The organism is Pectobacterium sp. PL64 (genome assembly GCF_022477975.1).
GTDB lineage: Bacteria > Pseudomonadota > Gammaproteobacteria > Enterobacterales > Enterobacteriaceae > Pectobacterium > Pectobacterium jejuense.
The window spans coordinates 2,163,683-2,182,966 of sequence record NZ_CP092070.1; the positions used below are offsets into that span (position 1 = coordinate 2,163,683).

Here is a 19,284-nt window from a genome sequence, read left to right on the forward strand (position 1 = left end):
CCAATTAAGTGTGCTTAGTGCGCCGCGGCTTCCGCATTGGTACGCGTGACACGGATGTACACGACGTACAGCAGCGTCACGATAATCAGCAACTGCGTCCCCAGCGCGGCCGCCATTCCCCAGTTCATCGTGCTATTGGTGAAGAACGCGACAAAGTAGCTCAGCATCTGGTCGCTCGGTCCACCCAGCAGCGCAGGCGTAATGTAGTAGCCAATCGCCATCATAAAGACCAGCAGCGCTCCCGCCGTCACGCCCGCGTAGGTTTGCGGCACGTAAACCCGCCAGAAGGCGATAAACGGATGCGCCCCCAGCGAAATCGCCGCGCGGACATAGTTCGGGGAAATGCCTTTCATCACCGCGTACAGCGGCAAAATGAAGAACGGCAGCAGGATGTGAGTCATTGAGATGTAGACACCGATGCGGTTGAACACCAGTACCAGCGGCTCGTCGATAATGCCGATGTGCATCAGCGAACGGTTAATCAGCCCGCCGGACTGCAACAGCACAATCCAGCTCGCCGTCCGCACGATCAGCGATGTCCAGAACGGCAGCAGCACCAGAATCAGCAGCAGATTGGCGCGGTTAGACGGTTGTTTCGCCAGCCAATAGGCCAGTGGATATCCCAGCCCTACGCACAGTAGCGTCACCACGCCCGCCATTAGCAGCGTACGCAGCAGCACATCGACATACAGCGCCTGATCGGCAGGCTGCGGGACAATCTGCTGCGTGGTGGTATGGACTTTGTGGTCAAACACCGCCAATAGGTAATAGCTGGTGAAAGGCCGCGCCGCGCGATCGAACGTTTGCCAGGTCGCCAACTCGCCCCACATCGGCTGTTCGCGTATCAATTGAGCGCGTATGTCGCTGCTGCCCTCGGCGGGCAGCTTACGCAGTGTGCGGGTAATCAGCGTACGGTATTCCGATCCTTCATACCCTAACCGTTTGGTGATCGTGCTCAGCTTACCGCTGCTGCGGGCATCGCGCAGATCGCTAACCAGCGCCCGAAAAACGGCTTCATCCGGTACATCGTTGCCAGACCAAAGCCGCATCGCGGCAATGGTCTGTGGCATATTGTCACGCAATTCCGGGTTGGAGACGCTTTTCCCCAAAATCGAGGTGATCGGGAAGAGAAAACTCACCACGATAAACAGAAACAGCGGCGCAATCAGCAGCAGAGAGCGTTTCTTATAGGCCTTCTGCGCGAGCCACAGTTGCTGCTTCAAGGTTGAATTTTCTTCGTTTCCGCCAGACGCTACAGCGGCGACGACATCGCTCTGGGACATAGGCTCTTTCTCCATCATCACGTACGGTCACTCACTGCGGCTTTACTGCGCGGCCCAGGCATTAAAACGTTGCTCCAGCTCTTCGCCGTGATCGATCCAAAATTCCGTATCAACCTGCAAGGCCTGTGCCAGATTATCCGGTGCGGTCGGCAGATTAGCCGCGACGGCCGGTGCCAGCAGGCTGGTGGTTTTGACGTGCGTCGGGCCATACGGGATGTTTTCGGCGAATACCTTCTGGTTTTCCGGCTGGTTGGCAAACGCAATAAACTGCTCCGCCAATGCCTTGTGCTTGGAGCCTTTGACGATCGCCCAACTATCCAGATCGTAAATGCTGTCAGCCCAGACAATCTTGAAGTCATGCCCTTCTTTCTGCGCTGCCGCGACGCGGCCGTTATACGCGGAGGTCATCACCACATCGCCCGACACCAGCCATTGCAGCGGCTGTGCGCCGGATTCCCACCACTGGATATTCGATTTGATCTGATTCAGTTTCTTGAAGGCACGCTCGACACCTTCTGGCGTCGCCAACACCGTGTAGAGATCTTCGCGCTTCACGCCATCGGCCAGCAGCGCGATTTCCAGCGTAAATTTGGCGCTTTTACGCAGCGCATGTTTGCCGGGGTAATCTTTCACATTCCAGAAATCAGCCCAGCTTTTCGGTGACTGTTTCAGCTTCTGCGCGTTATAGGTCAGTACGGTAGACCACAGGAAGATCCCCGCGCCGCATTCGCTGACGGCGCCTTTAACAAACTGGGATTGATCGCCCAATTTTGACCAGTCCAGCGGCTCAAACAGCCCTTCGTTACAGCCGCGCATCAGTTCAGGACCTTCGACTTCCACGACGTCCCAGCCTACCTGTCCGGTTTCCACCATCGCCCGGATACGCGCCATTTCACCGTTATACTCACCGGCTTCTACCGTGCCTTTGCCCGCCGCGGCGAACGGTTTGTAAAAGGCCTTATCCTGCGCATCCTTGTTTAACCCGCCGAATGAGATCACCGTGACGGATTCTGCCTGCGCCTGACAGGCCATCGTCACCAGAAAAGCCGTGGCCGCTATTTTCTTCAGTACCGGACGGTTGAAGAGGCCTTTCGCTTTGGATGTGTTATTGAGTTTGGACATCTTTTCGCTCCTGGAGTGTTAGCCAACGTAATAAGGTCAAATACGAACCACAATTTTGTGCGCTGCATTTTTGATGCATCATGTATCATGATAATCATGCAAAAAAATATGAGCATAAATTGTGCCAATTCAAAAATTTTATTGATGTTTTACTACCACGACGGCGGGAACGGTGAGGAGAAACATCAGGGATACACAACCACCCTTTACACCTGATGCCATTTCGCCATTTTTGCCATGTTGTGGTGCAAGCCAGCATTGCCTTGCACCACCCAGACACATTGCGCGTCTGGTGTTCGCGTGCCGATAGGGGCTATCGACACGCGTTTCTGACCGACGATCTACCGGGAAAGATCGACGCAGAGATATTTTATTTCCAGATAGTCTTCAATACCGAAACGTGATCCTTCACGCCCCAGCCCGGACTGCTTCACGCCGCCAAACGGCGCGACTTCATTCGAGATCAACCCGGTATTAATGCCAACCATGCCGTAGTCCAACGCTTCCGGCACCGTCCACTGGCGCACGGCGTCACGCGTGTAGACATAGGCTGCCAGCCCAAACTCGGTATCGTTCGCCATTGCAATCGCTTCGGCTTCATCACTGAAGCGGAACAGCGGTGCCACGGGCCCGAACGTCTCTTCGCGGGCAAAGCGCATCTCGCGCGTTACCCCGCCGACGATGGTTGGCGTGAAGAACGTGCCGCCCAGTTCGTGGCGTTTACCGCCCAGCAGCAATGTTGCCCCGTGCGATAGCGCATCAGCAATGTGTTGTTCGACCTTGCTAACCGCATCGGCATCAATCAACGGCCCTTGCGTCACGCCCGGCTGCGTACCGTCGCCGACGTTCAACTTGCGCACTTCCTCAACCAGCCGTTCGACCAGCGTCGGGTAAATACCGTTCTGCACGTAGATCCGGTTGGCGCAGACACAGGTCTGCCCGCTGTTGCGGAACTTGGAGGCTAGAATGCCTTTCACCGCCTGATCCACATCGGCATCATCGAATACGATAAACGGCGCGTTGCCGCCCAGCTCCAGCGACAGCTTTTTCACCGTTGGCGCACTCTGCGCCATCAGGATGCGACCCACTTCCGTCGAACCCGTGAAGCTCAGTTTGCGCACCACCGGGCTATCGCACAGCACTTTACCGACCGACTGCGCATCACCGACGATGACCTGCAAGACGCCGCGCGGAATACCGGCCTGCTGCGCCAGTTCCGCCAGCGCCAGTGCGGTAAACGGCGTCTGCTCGGCGGGTTTAACAATCATCGTGCAGCCGGCCGCCAGCGCGGGGCCGACCTTACGTGTGATCATCGCCGCGGGGAAATTCCACGGCGTAATCGCCGCACACACGCCAATCGGCTGCTTGATGACCAGCAGACGCTGTTGCCCCTGCGAGGATTGCAGCACGCTGCCTTCAATGCGCTTGGCTTCTTCCGCAAACCAGTCGATAAAGCTGGTCGCGTAGGCGATTTCGCCCCGCGCTTCCGCCAGCGGTTTTCCCTGCTCCGCCGTCAGCAGCGCAGCCAGATCCTCCTGATTGTCCATAATCAGGCGTGCCCACGCCTGCAATAGCGCGGCACGTTCTTTTCCCGTCTTCTTCCGCCACTCAACCAGCGCCTGTTCAGCGGCGGTAATCGCCTGCTCAGTTTGTGACACCGTCACTAACGGTACGCTCCCCAGTACCTCGCCCGTCGCCGGATTGGTGACGTCCAGACGCTCACCGTTTTGGCTGTCTTGCCACTCGCCGTCAATCAGACACTGTTGACGGAATAAGGCTTGTTGTTTCAGTAACTGTTCCAGTTGCATAGCTTCTCTTCTATCGTGTTAATACGCGCGTCAGGATGCTCATCGCCTTGCTGAACTGATCGTCAGGCACCGTTAACGGATACAGGAAACGAATCACGTTGCCATGCACGCCGCAGGTCAGGAGCAGTAGACCCGCTTCCAACGCGCTTTTCTGAAATTGACGGGTAATTTCTGCCGAGGGTTTACCGGTTTGTGGATCGTTAAATTCGACCGCCACCATCGACCCTTGTGCACGAATCGCCACCAGTGCCGGACACTGCGCCTTGATCTTCTCCAGCGTTTCCACCAGTGCGGCACCCAGACGCTGTGCTCGTTGGCACAATTTCTCTTCTTCAATCACATCCAATACCGCCAGCGCAGAGGCGACCGACAGCGGGTTACCCGCATAGGTGCCGCCCAGTCCGCCCGGCGAGGGGGCGTCCATGACGTCAGCGCGACCAACGACGCCAGAGATCGGGAAGCCGCCGCCCAGGCTTTTCGCCATGGTGATCAGATCTGCTTTCTCCGCATAATACTCCATCGCAAACAGCTTACCGGTACGGGCAAAACCGGTCTGCACTTCGTCAGCAATCAGCAGGATGCCATGCTCGTCGCACAGTTTACGCAGCCCACTAATAAAGGCCGGCGGCGCGACGTGGAAACCGCCTTCGCCCTGTACCGGTTCCAGCAGAATGGCGGCAACCTGATCGGCGGCGATGTCGGTATGCATCAGACGCTCGACGCTTTCCAGCGCCTGCTCAACGGTGATGCCTTGCTTCTTATTCGGATAAAGCGCGTGAAAAATGGAGCCGGGGAACGGCCCAAATCCTGTGGAGTACGGTGCCACTTTGCCCGTTAACGTCATGGTCAGCAGCGTACGGCCGTGGAACGCCGCGTTGAAGGCGATCACGCCGGGGCGTTTGGTATACGCGCGGGCAATTTTCACCGCGTTTTCTACCGCTTCGGCGCCGGTGGTAAAGAACGTAGTTTTTGCTGCGCCCTCAATCGGTGCCAGCGCATTGATGCGTTCGGCCAACGTGACATAGCTGCCGTAAGGCACAATCTGGTAGGCCGTATGGGTAAAGCGATCCAACTGCTCACGTACCGCCGCGACAATCTTCGGGTGGCGGTGGCCCGTATTCAGTACCGCAATCCCGGCAGCGAAATCGATAAATTCCCGCCCTTCCACATCCCACAGGGTGCTGTTTTCCGCACGCTCCGCATAGAAATCACACATGACGCCCACACCACGCGGCGTGGCAGCCAGACGGCGTTGATTCAGTTCGCTATTCTTCATGGTCTGCTCCGGTATCCCAAACACATCGGTTAGTCGTTGAACGATGGTGAGTCGAACGGTCACTGTTAGTGTAGTTGCAAGATGATGATGTCATTTAGACGCGAGATGGTCCTATAATCCAGTGCCAGTTTTGAATATTTGAAGGATCCACTTTTGCGCTCACTTCTGACCGACTTATTGCTTCAGCGTTTAGCCAACCAGCAAGACGGCGCACTGAACAAGCGTTTGTACGACAGCATTCGGCTGGCGATTCTTGATGGCGCGATCGCCGCTGGCGAGCGTCTGCCGTCGTCGCGCGATCTGGCGCAGCAGCTGTCGCTGTCGCGCAATACCGTGCTGACGGCTTACGAACAGCTACTGGCGGAAGGCTATATTGACGCGCGCAAAGGAAGCGGAACCTTCGTCACGGAACAGCTCCCCGATGGCAATATGCAGCCGGTGAGCAGCGACAATGCCGGGGAGATACGTGAGCCTAAGCATGAGCTGTCGCGGCGCGGTATGCATCTGCTGGGGTATGCCGGTGCCTCCGCCCGACAATGGGGCGCATTTATGCCGGGCATCCCGGATATCGCCAGTTTCCCTCACGATTTATGGCGGCGTATTCAGACCCGCCTGACGCGGCGCGTTCGCCCTGAGCAGCTTTCCTATTCGCCGATTGGCGGCTGCCCCGAACTGCAATTGGCGCTGGTGGATTACCTGCGCGTCGCCCGTTCTGTAGAGTGTACGCCAGAGCAGATTCTGATTACCGAAGGCACCCATCAGGCGATGGATCTGCTGGCTAAAATGCTATGCAACCCCGGCGATCTGGCCTGGATTGAAGATCCCTGCTATTGGGGCATTCGTAATGTCCTGACGATTAACGGCCTGCGCGTTGCCCCCGTCGATGTTGATGAACAGGGGCTGGTACCACCGGAAACGCTCTCGCCCGACGCCGCCCCGCGCCTGATTTGCGTGACACCGTCACATCAATATCCGCTGGGCGCGGTGATGAGTCTGGCGCGGCGTCAACGCCTGCTAGCACTGGCGCAGGAGCACGGCTGCTGGGTCGTTGAGGATGATTACGACAGCGAGTTTCGCTTTTCCGGCAGCCCGATTCCTGCGTTGCAAGGGCTACAGACGCAATCGCCGGTGATCTACATCGGCACATTCAGCAAAACGCTCTATCCCGGCCTGCGTGTCAGCTACATGGTGCTGCCCCCGCTGCTGGCGCAGTCGCTGAAGACGGCACATTCTGAGCTCTATCGCGGAGGACACTGGCTCACGCAAGCGACGCTCGCGCAGTTTATCCGCGAAGGCCACTACGCCGCGCATATCCGCCGCATGCGTCTGCTGTATGCCAAGCGCCGCGCGCTACTGACGTCGTTAATTGAACAACATCTGGGTGCGGATTACGTCGGGGACAACAGCAACGCCGGGCTGCATATGCTGCTCAGTCTGCCTTCCCACATCGATGATGTCGTGCTGAGCGCCGCGATTCTGCGCCGCGGCGTGATGGTCAAACCGCTTTCCAGCTACTACCTGCAACCGACGCCGCAGCGTGGTTTATTACTGGGTTATGCCAGCGTGGAAGAGGAGCAAATGACGCAGGCTTTCTCCGTAATTGTGGCCTGTATTCAGGCACTGAATCCCCCTCACTCTGACACCTGACAGCAACCATTTTATACGCGAACTTTCGCACCGTTACGGTGCTATCCTCCAGCGGTGCGCCCTATTACGGCGCATCCATTATGATGAACGGCGGCGTTATGATGCATGCAGCACGGTATTTTCTGCTCACTAAGCATCCGGCATGGTTTATGCATTCTTATGAATAACAGTGACTGCCGGAGAGTGAAAAATGAGAAATTATGTCAGCTTCAGGAACGTTCAGAAGACCTATGACGGCGATCGCCTGATCGTCAAAAACCTCAATCTGGATATCCGTGAAGGTGAATTTCTGACCCTGCTTGGGCCATCCGGCTCGGGAAAAACCACCAGTTTGATGATGCTCGCCGGGTTTGAAACCCCGACGCAGGGGGAAATTATGCTGCGCGACGCCCCGCTGCACCATCTCCCGCCGCACCAGCGCGACATCGGTATGGTGTTTCAGAACTACGCCCTGTTCCCCCACATGACCGTGGCGGAGAATCTGGCGTTTCCGCTCTCCATCCGCCGTCTGAACCGTGCCGATATCAAAGAGAAAGTGGATCGGGTATTGGATCGCGTGAAGCTCACCAGCCTGGCCGATCGCTACCCTGCACAGATGTCCGGTGGCCAGCAGCAGCGCGTGGCGCTGGCTCGCGCACTGGTTTTCGAGCCAAAGCTGGTGCTGATGGATGAACCGCTGGGCGCACTGGACAAGCAACTACGCGAGCATATGCAGCTAGAAATCAAAGAGCTGCATCAGTCGCTGGAATTAACCGTGGTGTACGTGACTCACGACCAGAGTGAAGCGATGACCATGTCCAACCGCGTCGCCGTGTTTAACGATGGCGTGATTCAGCAGATGGACAGCCCCAGCGATATCTACGAAAAACCGGAAAACGCCTTTGTGGCGCAATTTATTGGCGAAAACAATACGCTGCTCGCCACGCGCGCCGAGGCCGAAGGCGCATTCTATCGGGCAACGCTGGACGACGGCACTTCGCTGCGTGCGCTGAAAGTCCGACCGAGTTCGCCAGGTCGAAAAATTACGCTCTGCATCCGCCCGGAACGCATTCACGTCAACGCAGCTCACGTCGATGACGGCATGCAGCACGTCAAAGCCCGCATTCAGCAGTTCATCTATCTGGGCGATCACGTCAGGATGATGACGGAAGTGGCAGGCCAGCCGCAGTTTATGGTGAAACTCCCCGCCAGCGAGATTCAGCCACACTGGAAAGCCGGCACCGAAGTTAATCTGTCCTGGCAGCCGGAACACCTACGCGCGCTGGATAGCATCATCACGCATTAAGCGTGGCGCGTTAACAGAGCTAAAAGACACAGAAAAACGAATGACAGAAAAATAGCATGTTGCCCCTGAACAGGGGCAACGAATAAACCATTAACGCAATGGGAAAAATAAAGAAAAGGAAAAATCATTAGCGTTATAGTGCATATACCCTAAATAATTCGAGTTTCAGGAAGGCGGCAAGCGAGGGAATCCCGATGAGCTTACTTGAGTAAGTGATTCGGGTGAGTGAACGCAGCCAACGCACATGCAACTTGAAGTATAACGGGTATAAATTTTATTTAGGTAATTAATGCGTGATTAATCACAACTCAAAAATATCCTGTTTATTGGCAACAGAATATCGCTGGAATTTTTTCCTGATATCTATTTAAACTCAATTGCCGTTGCTCGCGTAATCCCTTTCTATTTCAAGTTTAAGGAACGTTATCGTTTATTCTGCAACTTGAAGTATTGAGGGCACATTCTAATGGATAGAGATTTCAATATAAGGGAATCGGTATGGATACGCCGCACTTCTTTGATCTGTCTGGAAAAACCGCGCTCATCACCGGAGGATCGCGTGGATTAGGGCTACAAATTGCTGAAGCACTCGGGGCACAAGGGGCTCACATCATCCTCTCGGCGCGTCACGCCGATGAATTGCAGACAGCACAGTCACATCTCTCCTCATTGGGAATTCATGCCGAATGGATTGCCGCCGACAATGCGCAGGATCGCGATATTGAGCACCTCGCCGAGGAAGCCATCGCCAAGACGGGCCAGATAGATATTCTCGTCAATAATGCCGGTACGGCATTCGGTTCTCCAGCGGAAGACCATGCGATTGCTGACTGGGATCGTGTCATGAACCTGAATATCCGCAGCCTGTTTTTATTAACGCAGAAAATCGGCAAATGCAGCATGATTCCCCGCCGCTATGGAAAAGTTATCAACGTGGCGTCGCTGGCTGGCTTACAGGGCAATCTACCCGGCTGGCTGGAAGGAATCGCTTACAGTACCAGCAAAGGTGCCGTAGTGAACTTTACCCGTGCACTGGCGGGCGAATGGGGAGAATTTAATATCACCGTCAATGCGCTCGCCCCCGGTTTTTTCCCTTCCGCCATGACACAGAACTTGTTAAATCGGCTTGGCGTTGATGCACTGGCGCAAAAATCCCCGCTGCGGCGTATTGGGGATGATCAAGACTTAAAAGGCGCGGCGATCCTATTTGCCTCCGACGCCAGTAAATATATTACGGGACAAATACTTTCCATTGACGGAGGCATGAGCGCCATATAAATACCGCCCACATCATTATTAGCTATTTAATCATTCCAAATTAACGAGGCTCATGGAGGAGGCGCGTAATATAGCCAATAGACATGCAACTTGAAGTATGACGGATATAAATTCATGTACGTTTTCAGTCGAGCTAATTACAGGAGTAATAGCGATGAAAAGTTGCTTTGATGGATGGTCACCACAAGTCATTGATAGTGAAGATAAGGCAGCAGTTATTGCGCATATCGAAAAATATCGGTTTGCTATCGTTACCAGCGAATGGAAATACGATGATGCTGACTTCCAAAAAATGTCGGCGCTTTATTCACTGGGCGACATTTATCAGTCCGCCTTTAATCGTCAGGAACACAAAGAGGGCGTATCCACATCTGGAGTGAATCAGATTGGCGGACTCTCACACGGCACGCATGTGGTTTTCAATAGTACCTCACACCTTTCTCTTCATACCGATGGTTCTTATATCCCGATCGGGAGCATAAAAACATCGATTCTGCTTTGTAAGCAGCATGCGAGCCAGGGCGGCGAAACCGTTCTGTTCGATAGCGTCTCCGCCTTTCAGCAACTTCAGGCCGAACACCCTGATTTAGCGGATATTCTGCTCGAAGAACAGATTTTCAGACGCCGCTCAACCGGTACCCAGTCTGGGAAACAGTACGCTCATATCGGTCCGGTGTTTCGTCCCGATCGAGACGGCGGGTTTATTGGCGGGTTTACGCTGGATGTGACCGCCGACTGGGACTATTCACGCAGTATCAATCCGCGCGTTGTCGAGGCCGTCGAGTATATGTCACAACTGGCCGCGGAAGGTAGTCGCTATCACCTGACATTCCCTCTGTATCGCGGGCAAGCCCTGCTCATGCGTAACGATAAAATCTCTCACGGACGCCACGCCTATACGGACGATCCCGCCAGCCCAAGAACGCTGCTGCGAGGCATGTTCACCAGCGCCCCCACCCTGATCGCATAATCAAGGAGAGATCATGACCGATCGTTCAATGACGGAATCCGCGTTAGCGGCACGTTGGGATGGATGGCTGACGTGCCCGCAAGAGCACCTTCAGGCTCGAATGCGAGACGAGTTAACCGGGATACCGATAAGCGAGGAAACGCTGACAGCAATGTTAGCCTTCGTTCATGAATACCGGCTCAACGGCGTCAACTGGCGGGCTCAGGGCATACGCGGAGACGAAGTTCAGGCGTCGCTACAGGACCTTCAACACGACGCGCCGCGCTACTTTGCGCTATTTTGCGAGAAAATCGCCCTTGCTGAAAAATACAAATGGGTCGGCGGCAGCGTGGATGCGGACATTCTGGCCGCACAAACCCGCTATCAGAAGTTTGCCATCGTCTCTACGCCCAGAGCAGGCACCCACTTGCTTCGCACGCTGTTAGGTTCCCACCCGAATATTGAAATGCACGGCGAGGCCTTCAACCGCTTTGGTCAACATTTGCTGCCCTATTCCGTTAAAGACACCGCGATAGAGACGATCCTGCATCGCCATCTGTTCAGACCCTATTTTGAATACGTCGAAGCGGTCGGTTTTGTGCTGTTTCGGGATCTTGATAGCCAGTGGGGGGATGCCTCCATCTGGCCCGCCTTACAGGCGATCCCCGACCTGAAACTGATCCTGTTGGAAAGAAGAAGCCGGCTACAGCAATTTGTGTCGTTGAAGAAAAGCCTGCGCGATCGCATCTGGTACGTCGGCAAGCATGATAGCCGCCCAATTTCGCACGAAAAAATGGCGGTGCCGGTCGATGAACTAACGGCATTCATCGATAGCAATCTGGAAAATCAGGCCGCGTTTTATCAGGCTTTTCAGCACCATGACATCCTCACCCTTGATTACGAAGAGGTGATGTCCGCACCCGATATCGTTGCCAGCACGGTGCTGTCCTTTCTGGGAATTTCCGATTTCAGGCTCTGTGCCGGCACAGGGAAAAAAGAGACCCGAACGATTGATTCGATCGTGAGTAACGTTGACGACATCAGAACCACGCTGACAGGGACACAATATGAATCCTACCTCTAACCCATACTGGCCGCCTTACACCGCTCTCGCGGAGAAAGACGAACGTCCGCTGATTCAGCGTGGCGAAGGGGTTTATCTTTATGATGAACGTGGCCAACGCTACTTTGACGGCATGTCCGGCTGTTATAACCACTGTCTGGGGCACTCTCACCCTGAATTCATTTCCGCCCTGCAACAGCAATTATCCACGCTGATTCATGCCTGCAATATCTATTCAAACACCCAACTCCCCGGCGAGCTGGCCGAAAAACTCGCCGCTAAGCTACTCGGTACAGGCTTGAGCAAGACGTTCATCGTTGGGAGCGGCAGCGAAGGCGTTGAAAGCGCACTAAAAATGGCCTGGCAATATCAGGTCAACCGTTCTCGTCCAGCGCGAACGAAAATCGTGGCGATTAGCGGCGCCTACCACGGCTGTACGCTCGGTGCGATGATGGCAACAAGACGCCCCTTTATCAACGAGGGCATTTTACCGTCTCTGCTCGCCAGCAATACGATCACAATGCCCTCACCTGAACACCTCAGCGATATCAGTGCCTGGGAAACGCTGCTGGCAGAACAGGAATCGACTATCGCCGCAGTCATTATTGAACCGATTATGGCAATGGAAGGCACACGACTGCTGCCTGATGGCTTCCTGCAACAGCTCTCGCTGCTGACCAAAAAGCACGACATTCCGCTGATCTGTGACGAAGTTTACTGCGGCGTTGGCCGCGCAGGGACGTTCTGTGAATCGGTCTCACAAGGCGCACAGCCTGATATTGTCATTTTCAGCAAGTGTCTGGGTGGTGGCATTCCCATTACCGCCGTGCTTGCCACAGAGGCCATTACCGATAGCTTCACAGGGCAAACGCCACCGTTTTTCCGCCACGGCCACACGCAATCCGGCAACCTGCTGGGCTGTCGCGCCGCGCTGTTTGTCATGGATTATCTGGATACACATCACCTTTACGATGCTGTCACGGCAAAAGGCAGGACGCTCCTCCAGCTCGCCAAACAACACCTCCCGCCAACCGAGGGGCTGATCAGCGTACAAGGCAAAGGGCTGATGCTATCGATGACGTTTGAGTCCCTCGAACAGTCTGGACGTGCGCAGGCGGCGATACGCGAACAGGGCGTCATCGTTGGTGCAGCAGGTCCGTACTTAAAACTGGCACCGGCCTTCACGATTTCAGCCAACGAAACAGAGGAACTGATTCAACGCATGTCTACCGCACTAGGAAGCCTCTGATGGGGCGTTAACCGCCACTATCCGTCAGGTGTGATTAACACCCATCAGATGTCATTCACATCCATCAGAGGTAATTAACAACAGGGAGTGAAAAGATGTTCCACTACTTTGATCTTGAACGCATCATCCACGGCAAACGGCATGAAACCCCTTTCCAGTGGGGAGAATTAACTCAGATATGGCGTAACCGTGATATCGCGTCAACGCTTGCCCACGAGTTCCCGACCGACGGGTTTAACTATCGTGAACGTAATGGCGGTTACTTTTATCGTCGCACCCTTATTCCTTTAGCCTCCGGCAAAGTCAGCGACACCACGACGCTGTCCGACGCCTGGCAGGGAATGTGCAACGAGTTGGTTTCTGACGACTTTACTGCCGCCCTGTCCGCCTTCTGCGGGGCTGATCTTTCCGAATTCAAAATGGAAGCAGTAGCCTTTCGCGGCGGCCGGGACACACACTACCTTCCCCATGTCGACGCGTCGCTGACACGCGGATTTCGCATGATTATCTATTTCAACGACGAATGGGAAGAAAGCTGGGGTGGTGCCTTTCAGATTCTCAACCCTGAGAATCATGCTGACGTCTGCCATTCCGTCCTCCCGCTCATGGGCAACGCCAGCGTTATCATCCGCAACGGGTATTATGAAACCTGGCATGCGGTCGTGCCGTTAACTGGCGTTTCCGTCAAAACACGCAATGCGCTGAATATCACCTATTACGAACCCGGCACGACGAGTACGGCGCAGTGAAGAAGCTTATTTTTCTCTACGGGCCGCCTGCGGTGGGGAAACTCACGATCGGTCGCCTGCTGGCGGAGAAAATGGGGGCAACGCTATTTCATAATCATCTGACGTATGATTTAGCGATGGCGGTGCTCCCGCCTGACAGTGCATTTAGCACACTCAGGCGCTTCGCCTTTGAGCTAAGACTCTATGCCATTTCGCTGCTTTTTGCAGAAGATGAGCGCGATCTGATCACGACCTTCTGCTATGAGGGAAGTAAAGACGACGGGTACATTGAGGCGATAAAGACACGGTGCGCGGAACATGGCGTTACGCCATTTTTTGTTCAACTCTGTAGCGACGAAACGCACCTGTTAAACCGGGTGGAAAACGCTGACCGACACCAGTTCGGTAAGGTAAATTCGCAGGATAAGCTGAAAGCCATTCTGAGGAATTACGACTACGCCGACGCGATTGAGGCAGCCCATCATCGTTCGCTGCACACCTCTGCGCTGGCACCTTATGAAGCCGCAGAACAGCTCATCGACTGGTTTTATTCATATTGAAGCAACAAAAAGCCCGTTGCCCCTGCTCAGGGGCAACGGATCTAACACTAGTCTCGAATCTTGCGGTACACCCACAGCACGACAATCGCGCCGACAATCGCCACCACAAAGCTGCCGAAGTTAAAGCCATCGACCCGGCCGAATCCAAAGAAAACGCTGATATAACCACCCACGACCGCACCGACAATCCCGAGCAACACCGTCAGGATAAAACCGCCGCCGTCTTTACCGGGCATAATCCACTTAGCCAGAATCCCCGCAATCAAGCCAAAAATAATCCAGGACAGAATACCCATAACCACCTCACCTTTATTTCATCATACCCATATAAACGCCAATCCTTGACAGATAAGACGCGAATCCAAGTATAGACAAGGATTCTATCAACGTGCGCCAGACGGTGAATAAAAATGCTGGCACCCCATACCTATCTCATTCATCCAGCAAAATAATATCCACACCGTTACTGACAATAGGCTTGCATAAAATTTTGTAGCCATCGCTATCAAAATTTGCCGCAACGCGTTTTAGCGCTGCGACCTCTGATAATCGTGCAACCGTTCCCAAATAAAACCAGTTATGAATAATGTGATAATCCGTCTTTCCCTGACGGCTTTCTTTGATAGCGATACGGCCTGGGTAAGGCCAGCAGCTCAGCTTCATCGCTTCAAGCCGGATTGACAGCCGGCGTTGATGTTCCGAAATGGACTCTTTGCCACAGCAGGCACCGATGCATTTTTTCAATGCATGGCGAAAACAGGCTCTGCCCGCGGGAAGATGCTCAAAACCCAGAACCCCCAGGCACAGTTTTTCTTCATCAGCGATCATTTTCAATGCATTCACCGCTGCAAGGCGGTGGCTGAACAGCCCATAAAGGCAGGATGTCGTGGAGAAATCGACATTTTTGGCGTAGACCACTTCAATAAATCTTCCATCAAAATGGAACGAGCACAATTGACGTGAACGCCGCAGCCGCTTGTTAAAAAGCGGCACCTGCTGCTTAATCATCTGCGCTTCCAATAACAGCGCACCGATTTCCCCCGCCGTTTCAATAAATGTAATGCGGCGGGTCTGCCTCAGCAGCTTTGCTTCTTTACGTGTACGCATATGCGACAACACCCGAGCACGGATGTTGATACTTTTGCCGATATACAGCGGCAGCGTTTCGCTGTCACCGTGAAAAACATACACTCCCGGAGCCGTAGGCAGCCCATCCAATTCAGTACGCAGATGTTCTGGATATTGATAAATATCAGGTATTTTCTCAGGCAATATCATGATTTAACGACCTTCAAATCTTCCGCTCGCGTAGTATAAGCGGGCGAAAGCCGCTCTCGTTTCATTGACCAGTTGGGGTTAATTCCCTGACCCGCAAACCAAATTTTCCCCTTGCCAGACTGATTAATGCGATCGATAGCCGCCATTAAACTGGCGCTATTTGCATGGGGTTTACGCGCGTCAAACATATCCAGTTGTGCCACACCGTGCTGATAGAAATCGGACAACACTACTCCGGCTTTACAGTAACGGTATCCCTGTTTCCAGATGCAGTTCAGTGCTTCAATCGCTAGCGCAATAATGTCTCGCGTATCGTGAGTCGGGACGTGTGTCACGCGGGTAGCCTGCTCGCCATAATAGTCCCCCCGTGGGACATGGGGGCTGGTACGGATAAACACCGAAACCTGACAGCAATATTGCTTCTCATGGCGTAATTTCTCTGCCGCGCGCTCGGCATAACGGCACACTGCCTGATGCAGGTGAGCATACTCGGTAATCCGCGAGCTGAATGAACGGGAACACAGTATTTGCTGCTTGGCCGTCGAGGGTTCTTCCACTTCCAGACAGGATTGTCCGCGCAATTCGCGTACCGTTCTTTCTACAACAACGCTAAAATTTCGCCGAATATAGGCGAGATCGCTGCGAGCCAGCGCCAAGGCACTCTCGATGCCCATTGATTCCAGTCTGCGTGCCAGTCGCCGCCCGATCCCCCAAACATCACCGACGGGCGTAATTGCCAGCAGTTTCTCCTGACGGATCGGGCTGGACAAATCTACCACGCCCTGTGTTTTATGCCAGATTTTGGCCGCATGGTTAGCCAACTTGGCCAGCGTTTTGGTCGGCGCAATACCGACACCGACAGTCAAATGCGCTTCGCGCTTTATTCTTTCTTTGACCTGATGGCCAAAACACGCCAGCGACGTGCAGCGATCCACGCCGGACAAATTCAAAAATGCTTCATCAATACTGTAGATTTCCACCGCAGGTGCCATCTCTTCTAAAATACTCATGACCCGAGCCGACATGTCAGCGTACAGCGCGTAATTGGAGGAGAAAACGGCGATGTCGTGTTTTTGAATGAGCTCACCGAGCTGAAATAACGGAGCGGCCATCTTTACTCCCAGCCGTTTTGCTTCATGAGAGCGAGCAATGACACAGCCGTCATTGTTGCTAAGCACAATGACTGGCTTGTCTGCTAAATCAGGGCGAAAAATCTTTTCACAGCTAGCATAAAACGTGTTCACATCCACCAAGGCGTACATCAGCGTGTCGCATGTATGACATAAGTCACGACACCAAAAATATCAAGACTGTCGCACTCATTAATCGGAATCGGGGCATAGACAACATTCATAGGAACCAATGCGCGGGTCGGTGTCAGTTGCAATTGCTTGATAGTGAACTCGCCGTCGAGCGCAGCAATAATGATATCGCCATGACGCGCCTGTACTGCGCTATCAACCACCACCAGATCGCCATCATGAATCCCCCCATCTACCATGGACTGACCGGACACGCGAACGAAGTAGGTTGCTGAGGGATGGCGAACGCACAGCGTATTGAGGTCGATGCGCTGTTCAACATAATCATTCGCCGGACTGGGAAACCCGGCGGGCACCGTATCGGCATAAAGATTTAATTCCTGCTTATCGGGACAGGATTCGGGAAGATATCGTTTCATCGCTCAGCAAGGTAACTGTGTTTTTATACAGTATAGGAAGCGACGTTTGACAATGCAATGCGCAACATTCCCTGACCGACCTGGATCGCCAGCCTTTCATCTTGGGTAAAAAAGCCGATCCATATCACATCAGTGACTTACGCATTACACAAGGTGGCATAAAAATATTCCGTTACTCCTTGGCATACAAATACACCGACGCCCTTGATACGCCGAGGTGCTGGGCGATGGTTTCCATCGATTTTTTGACTTCCAGCAGGCCGTTGTCTTTCAGTTCCTGAAGCAGGATTTTTCTGTCCTGCGCTTTTAGCGCCCGTGGCGTGGTGGCAAGCCGGGCGGCGAAGTGATCGATGTGCTGCCTGATCGCTGCCGCGCCGTTTGGCTCCAGATGCTCCGTTACGGAGTCCGAAGCGAGCTGGGTGAACTGCGCCAGCGCATTTTGCATACCGCGAAATAGCGTCATATCGACGTTCAGGCACAGCGCGGCGACGTATTCGCCTTGCGCATTTTTGATTCCGACCGAGGTACTTTTTACCGGGCGTCCGTCTGCAAACTGGTTGGCGTAGTTCGCCAGAATGTTAGGAAATTCGGGCGATGCGATGCGGGCAAGACCCAGTTCCGTCGCGGGCGCACCCACCTCCCTGCCGGAGAGGTTATTGTGAATGGAAAGTATCGCGTGGTCCGGGTTTTTCAGATCGTGCACAACCACCTCACAGAATGGCGCGAACGTTTCGCTTAACCCTTTGGCTATCGCATCTAACTGCGTCAGCAGCAGACCTTCTCCAGATGCAGACATATTCCTCTCCCATTCCTCTACCCATGCTCGCGCAAGCGCGTTTTCTGGCGCTGAGTGTACTGTAAGTACACCTGATTTAGTATCACACGCGGTGTCGTCAGCGGTCGCTCCTGATTCCGTGATACGTACTCGTTCCGATGTTTTTCAGCGGCACGCGATGCACCTCACGTCGACTGAGAAGCTAAAGATAAATCACATTAGACAATTTATCTAATTTTATATATTTTGTTTATAAGGTATTCGACAGCATCGGACCAACGGTTCCGGTGTTCATAATCACTAACATCGGGTTATCCAACTATGAGCGACTTACGCTTCCCCACTTTCGACGATGTGGTAGCCGCAGCAGAACGTATTGATGGCTATGCCAATAAAACGCCGGTGATGACGTCGCGCACGGTCAATAACACGTTCGGCGCAGAGGTTTTCTTCAAGTGTGAAAACTTCCAGCGCATGGGCGCATTTAAGTTTCGCGGTGCCATGAATGCACTGTTGCAGTTCTCTGACGAGCAGAAAGCCGCCGGCGTCGTCACCTTTTCTTCTGGCAACCATGCGCAGGCGATTGCCCTGTCTGCCAAATTACTCGGCATTCCTGCAACGATTATCATGCCGCACGATGCCCCGGCAGCAAAGGTCGCCGCAACGCGCGGCTACGGCGGGAACGTGGTGGAATACAACCGATATACCGAAGATCGTGAGCAAATCGGTAGAGATCTGGCGCAAAAGCATGGGCTGACGCTGATTCCCCCTTACGACCATCCGCACGTTATTGCCGGGCAAGGCACCGCCGCAAAAGAGTTGCTGGAAGAAACCGGTGAGTTGGATGCCCTGTTCGTCAGTCTGGGCGGCGGCGGGCTGCTAGCAGGGTCCGCACTTTCTGCCCGCCAGCTGTCCCCACACTGCAAAATTTATGGCGTCGAGCCTCTCGCGGGCAACGACGGGCAGCAATCCTTTCGCAGCGGCAACATTGTGCATATAGATACGCCCAAAACCATCGCCGATGGCGCACAGACCCAGCATCTGGGCAACTATACCTTCCCTCTGATTCGCCAGAACGTCGACGATATTCTGACCGTGACGGATGACGATCTGATTGAGGCGATGCGGTTTTACGCCGAACGCATGAAGATCGTCGTTGAGCCGACAGGGTGCCTCGGCTTTGCGGCGGCACGTAATCTCAGGGAATCGCTACGCGGTAAACGCATCGGCATTATTATCAGCGGCGGGAACGTCGATATCAGCCGCTACGGCGCATTTCTGACCGGCAATGCCTAAGGAAAA

At 54.0% G+C, this 19,284-nt stretch carries 18 protein-coding genes; 9 read left to right on the forward strand and 9 right to left on the reverse strand.

Translation table 11 applies throughout. The features are described from left to right. Nucleotides 1-14: 14 nt before the first annotated feature. From HP572_RS09570 to HP572_RS09585, 4 genes are all read right to left on the reverse strand, one after another. Nucleotides 15-1,283 carry an ABC transporter permease gene (locus HP572_RS09570; protein WP_240585464.1) on the reverse strand — a complete coding sequence of 423 codons (1,269 nt, stop codon included), beginning with the start codon at nt 1,281-1,283 and terminating at the stop codon, nt 15-17. Between the two features lie 42 nt (nt 1,284-1,325). Then, nucleotides 1,326-2,405 (reverse strand): ABC transporter substrate-binding protein, encoded by a 1,080-nt coding sequence (locus HP572_RS09575; RefSeq protein ID WP_240585465.1) that lies wholly within the window; start codon nt 2,403-2,405, stop codon nt 1,326-1,328. Between the two features lie 341 nt (nt 2,406-2,746). Beyond that, a complete protein-coding gene (locus tag HP572_RS09580) occupies nt 2,747-4,213 on the reverse strand; it encodes an NAD-dependent succinate-semialdehyde dehydrogenase (protein ID WP_240585466.1) in 1,467 nt (488 codons plus the stop codon). Nucleotides 4,214-4,223: 10 nt separating this feature from the next. Then, complete coding sequence (locus tag HP572_RS09585) at nt 4,224-5,489, reverse strand: 4-aminobutyrate--2-oxoglutarate transaminase (RefSeq protein ID WP_240585467.1); 1,266 nt, start codon at nt 5,487-5,489, stop codon at nt 4,224-4,226. Nucleotides 5,490-5,642: 153 nt separating this feature from the next. Between HP572_RS09585 and HP572_RS09590 the strand changes: the two genes are divergently transcribed. The 8 genes from HP572_RS09590 to HP572_RS09625 all read left to right on the forward strand — a co-directional run bounded on the left by HP572_RS09590 (nt 5,643) and on the right by HP572_RS09625 (nt 14,248). Continuing rightward, nucleotides 5,643-7,136 carry a PLP-dependent aminotransferase family protein gene (locus HP572_RS09590; RefSeq protein ID WP_240585468.1) on the forward strand — a complete coding sequence of 498 codons (1,494 nt, stop codon included), beginning with the start codon at nt 5,643-5,645 and terminating at the stop codon, nt 7,134-7,136. 190 nt (nt 7,137-7,326) lie between these two features. Then, nucleotides 7,327-8,421: an ABC transporter ATP-binding protein gene (locus HP572_RS09595; protein ID WP_010276935.1), complete on the forward strand. Its 1,095-nt coding sequence runs from the start codon at nt 7,327-7,329 to the stop codon at nt 8,419-8,421. A gap of 498 nt (nt 8,422-8,919) precedes the next feature. Beyond that, entirely contained in the window at nt 8,920-9,699 is a 780-nt protein-coding gene (locus tag HP572_RS09600; protein ID WP_240585469.1) for an SDR family oxidoreductase, read from the forward strand. Nucleotides 9,700-9,853: 154 nt separating this feature from the next. Next, nucleotides 9,854-10,669, forward strand: a complete 816-nt coding sequence (locus HP572_RS09605) for a TauD/TfdA family dioxygenase (protein WP_205555044.1) — start codon at nt 9,854-9,856, stop codon at nt 10,667-10,669. A gap of 13 nt (nt 10,670-10,682) precedes the next feature. Continuing rightward, the gene (locus HP572_RS09610; RefSeq protein ID WP_240585470.1) at nt 10,683-11,732 is read left to right on the forward strand and encodes a sulfotransferase; all 1,050 of its coding nucleotides are present in this window, start codon (nt 10,683-10,685) and stop codon (nt 11,730-11,732) included. Beyond that, a complete protein-coding gene (locus HP572_RS09615; RefSeq protein ID WP_240585471.1) occupies nt 11,716-12,960 on the forward strand; it encodes an aspartate aminotransferase family protein in 1,245 nt (414 codons plus the stop codon). The genes HP572_RS09610 and HP572_RS09615 overlap by 17 nt, the downstream gene beginning before the upstream one ends. 95 nt (nt 12,961-13,055) lie before the next feature. Further along, the gene (locus tag HP572_RS09620; protein WP_240585472.1) at nt 13,056-13,709 is read left to right on the forward strand and encodes a 2OG-Fe(II) oxygenase; all 654 of its coding nucleotides are present in this window, start codon (nt 13,056-13,058) and stop codon (nt 13,707-13,709) included. Further along, entirely contained in the window at nt 13,706-14,248 is a 543-nt protein-coding gene (locus tag HP572_RS09625; RefSeq protein ID WP_240585473.1) for an AAA family ATPase, read from the forward strand. The genes HP572_RS09620 and HP572_RS09625 overlap by 4 nt, the downstream gene beginning before the upstream one ends. A gap of 47 nt (nt 14,249-14,295) precedes the next feature. Here HP572_RS09625 and HP572_RS09630 read toward each other — a convergent pair whose 3' ends face one another. The 5 genes from HP572_RS09630 to HP572_RS09650 form a co-directional block, all read right to left on the reverse strand. Beyond that, entirely contained in the window at nt 14,296-14,544 is a 249-nt protein-coding gene (locus HP572_RS09630) for a GlsB/YeaQ/YmgE family stress response membrane protein (RefSeq protein WP_005972245.1), read from the reverse strand. Between the two features lie 136 nt (nt 14,545-14,680). After that, nucleotides 14,681-15,526 carry an excinuclease Cho gene (cho, locus tag HP572_RS09635; protein WP_240585474.1) on the reverse strand — a complete coding sequence of 282 codons (846 nt, stop codon included), beginning with the start codon at nt 15,524-15,526 and terminating at the stop codon, nt 14,681-14,683. Next, complete coding sequence (umuC, locus tag HP572_RS09640; protein WP_240585475.1) at nt 15,523-16,788, reverse strand: translesion error-prone DNA polymerase V subunit UmuC; 1,266 nt, start codon at nt 16,786-16,788, stop codon at nt 15,523-15,525. The genes cho and umuC overlap by 4 nt, the downstream gene beginning before the upstream one ends. Continuing rightward, nucleotides 16,788-17,207, reverse strand: coding sequence for a translesion error-prone DNA polymerase V autoproteolytic subunit (umuD, locus tag HP572_RS09645; RefSeq protein ID WP_240585476.1), 420 nt, complete (start codon nt 17,205-17,207; stop codon nt 16,788-16,790). Before umuD ends, umuC begins: the two co-directional genes overlap by 1 nt. A gap of 172 nt (nt 17,208-17,379) precedes the next feature. Beyond that, the gene (locus HP572_RS09650; protein ID WP_240585477.1) at nt 17,380-18,003 is read right to left on the reverse strand and encodes a transcriptional regulator; all 624 of its coding nucleotides are present in this window, start codon (nt 18,001-18,003) and stop codon (nt 17,380-17,382) included. A gap of 300 nt (nt 18,004-18,303) precedes the next feature. On the opposite strand from HP572_RS09650, the gene HP572_RS09655 reads away from it, so the two are divergent. Next, complete coding sequence (locus tag HP572_RS09655) at nt 18,304-19,278, forward strand: threo-3-hydroxy-L-aspartate ammonia-lyase (protein WP_240585478.1); 975 nt, start codon at nt 18,304-18,306, stop codon at nt 19,276-19,278. Nucleotides 19,279-19,284 lie beyond the last annotated feature (6 nt).

Bases quoted from the DNA above. Each gene is read 5' to 3' on its own strand.
- HP572_RS09570 (WP_240585464.1), bottom strand. From the start codon at position 1,283: ATGTCCCAGAGCGATGTCGTCGCCGCTGTAGCGTCTGGCGGAAACGAA.
- HP572_RS09575 (WP_240585465.1), bottom strand. From the start codon at position 2,405: ATGTCCAAACTCAATAACACATCCAAAGCGAAAGGCCTCTTCAACCGT.
- HP572_RS09580 (WP_240585466.1), bottom strand. From the start codon at position 4,213: ATGCAACTGGAACAGTTACTGAAACAACAAGCCTTATTCCGTCAACAG.
- HP572_RS09585 (WP_240585467.1), bottom strand. From the start codon at position 5,489: ATGAAGAATAGCGAACTGAATCAACGCCGTCTGGCTGCCACGCCGCGT.
- HP572_RS09595 (WP_010276935.1), top strand. From the start codon at position 7,327: ATGAGAAATTATGTCAGCTTCAGGAACGTTCAGAAGACCTATGACGGC.
- HP572_RS09600 (WP_240585469.1), top strand. From the start codon at position 8,920: ATGGATACGCCGCACTTCTTTGATCTGTCTGGAAAAACCGCGCTCATC.
- HP572_RS09605 (WP_205555044.1), top strand. From the start codon at position 9,854: ATGAAAAGTTGCTTTGATGGATGGTCACCACAAGTCATTGATAGTGAA.
- HP572_RS09610 (WP_240585470.1), top strand. From the start codon at position 10,683: ATGACCGATCGTTCAATGACGGAATCCGCGTTAGCGGCACGTTGGGAT.
- HP572_RS09615 (WP_240585471.1), top strand. From the start codon at position 11,716: ATGAATCCTACCTCTAACCCATACTGGCCGCCTTACACCGCTCTCGCG.
- HP572_RS09620 (WP_240585472.1), top strand. From the start codon at position 13,056: ATGTTCCACTACTTTGATCTTGAACGCATCATCCACGGCAAACGGCAT.
- HP572_RS09630 (WP_005972245.1), bottom strand. From the start codon at position 14,544: ATGGGTATTCTGTCCTGGATTATTTTTGGCTTGATTGCGGGGATTCTG.
- cho (WP_240585474.1), bottom strand. From the start codon at position 15,526: ATGATATTGCCTGAGAAAATACCTGATATTTATCAATATCCAGAACAT.
- umuC (WP_240585475.1), bottom strand. From the start codon at position 16,788: ATGTACGCCTTGGTGGATGTGAACACGTTTTATGCTAGCTGTGAAAAG.
- umuD (WP_240585476.1), bottom strand. From the start codon at position 17,207: ATGAAACGATATCTTCCCGAATCCTGTCCCGATAAGCAGGAATTAAAT.
- HP572_RS09650 (WP_240585477.1), bottom strand. From the start codon at position 18,003: ATGTCTGCATCTGGAGAAGGTCTGCTGCTGACGCAGTTAGATGCGATA.
- HP572_RS09655 (WP_240585478.1), top strand. From the start codon at position 18,304: ATGAGCGACTTACGCTTCCCCACTTTCGACGATGTGGTAGCCGCAGCA.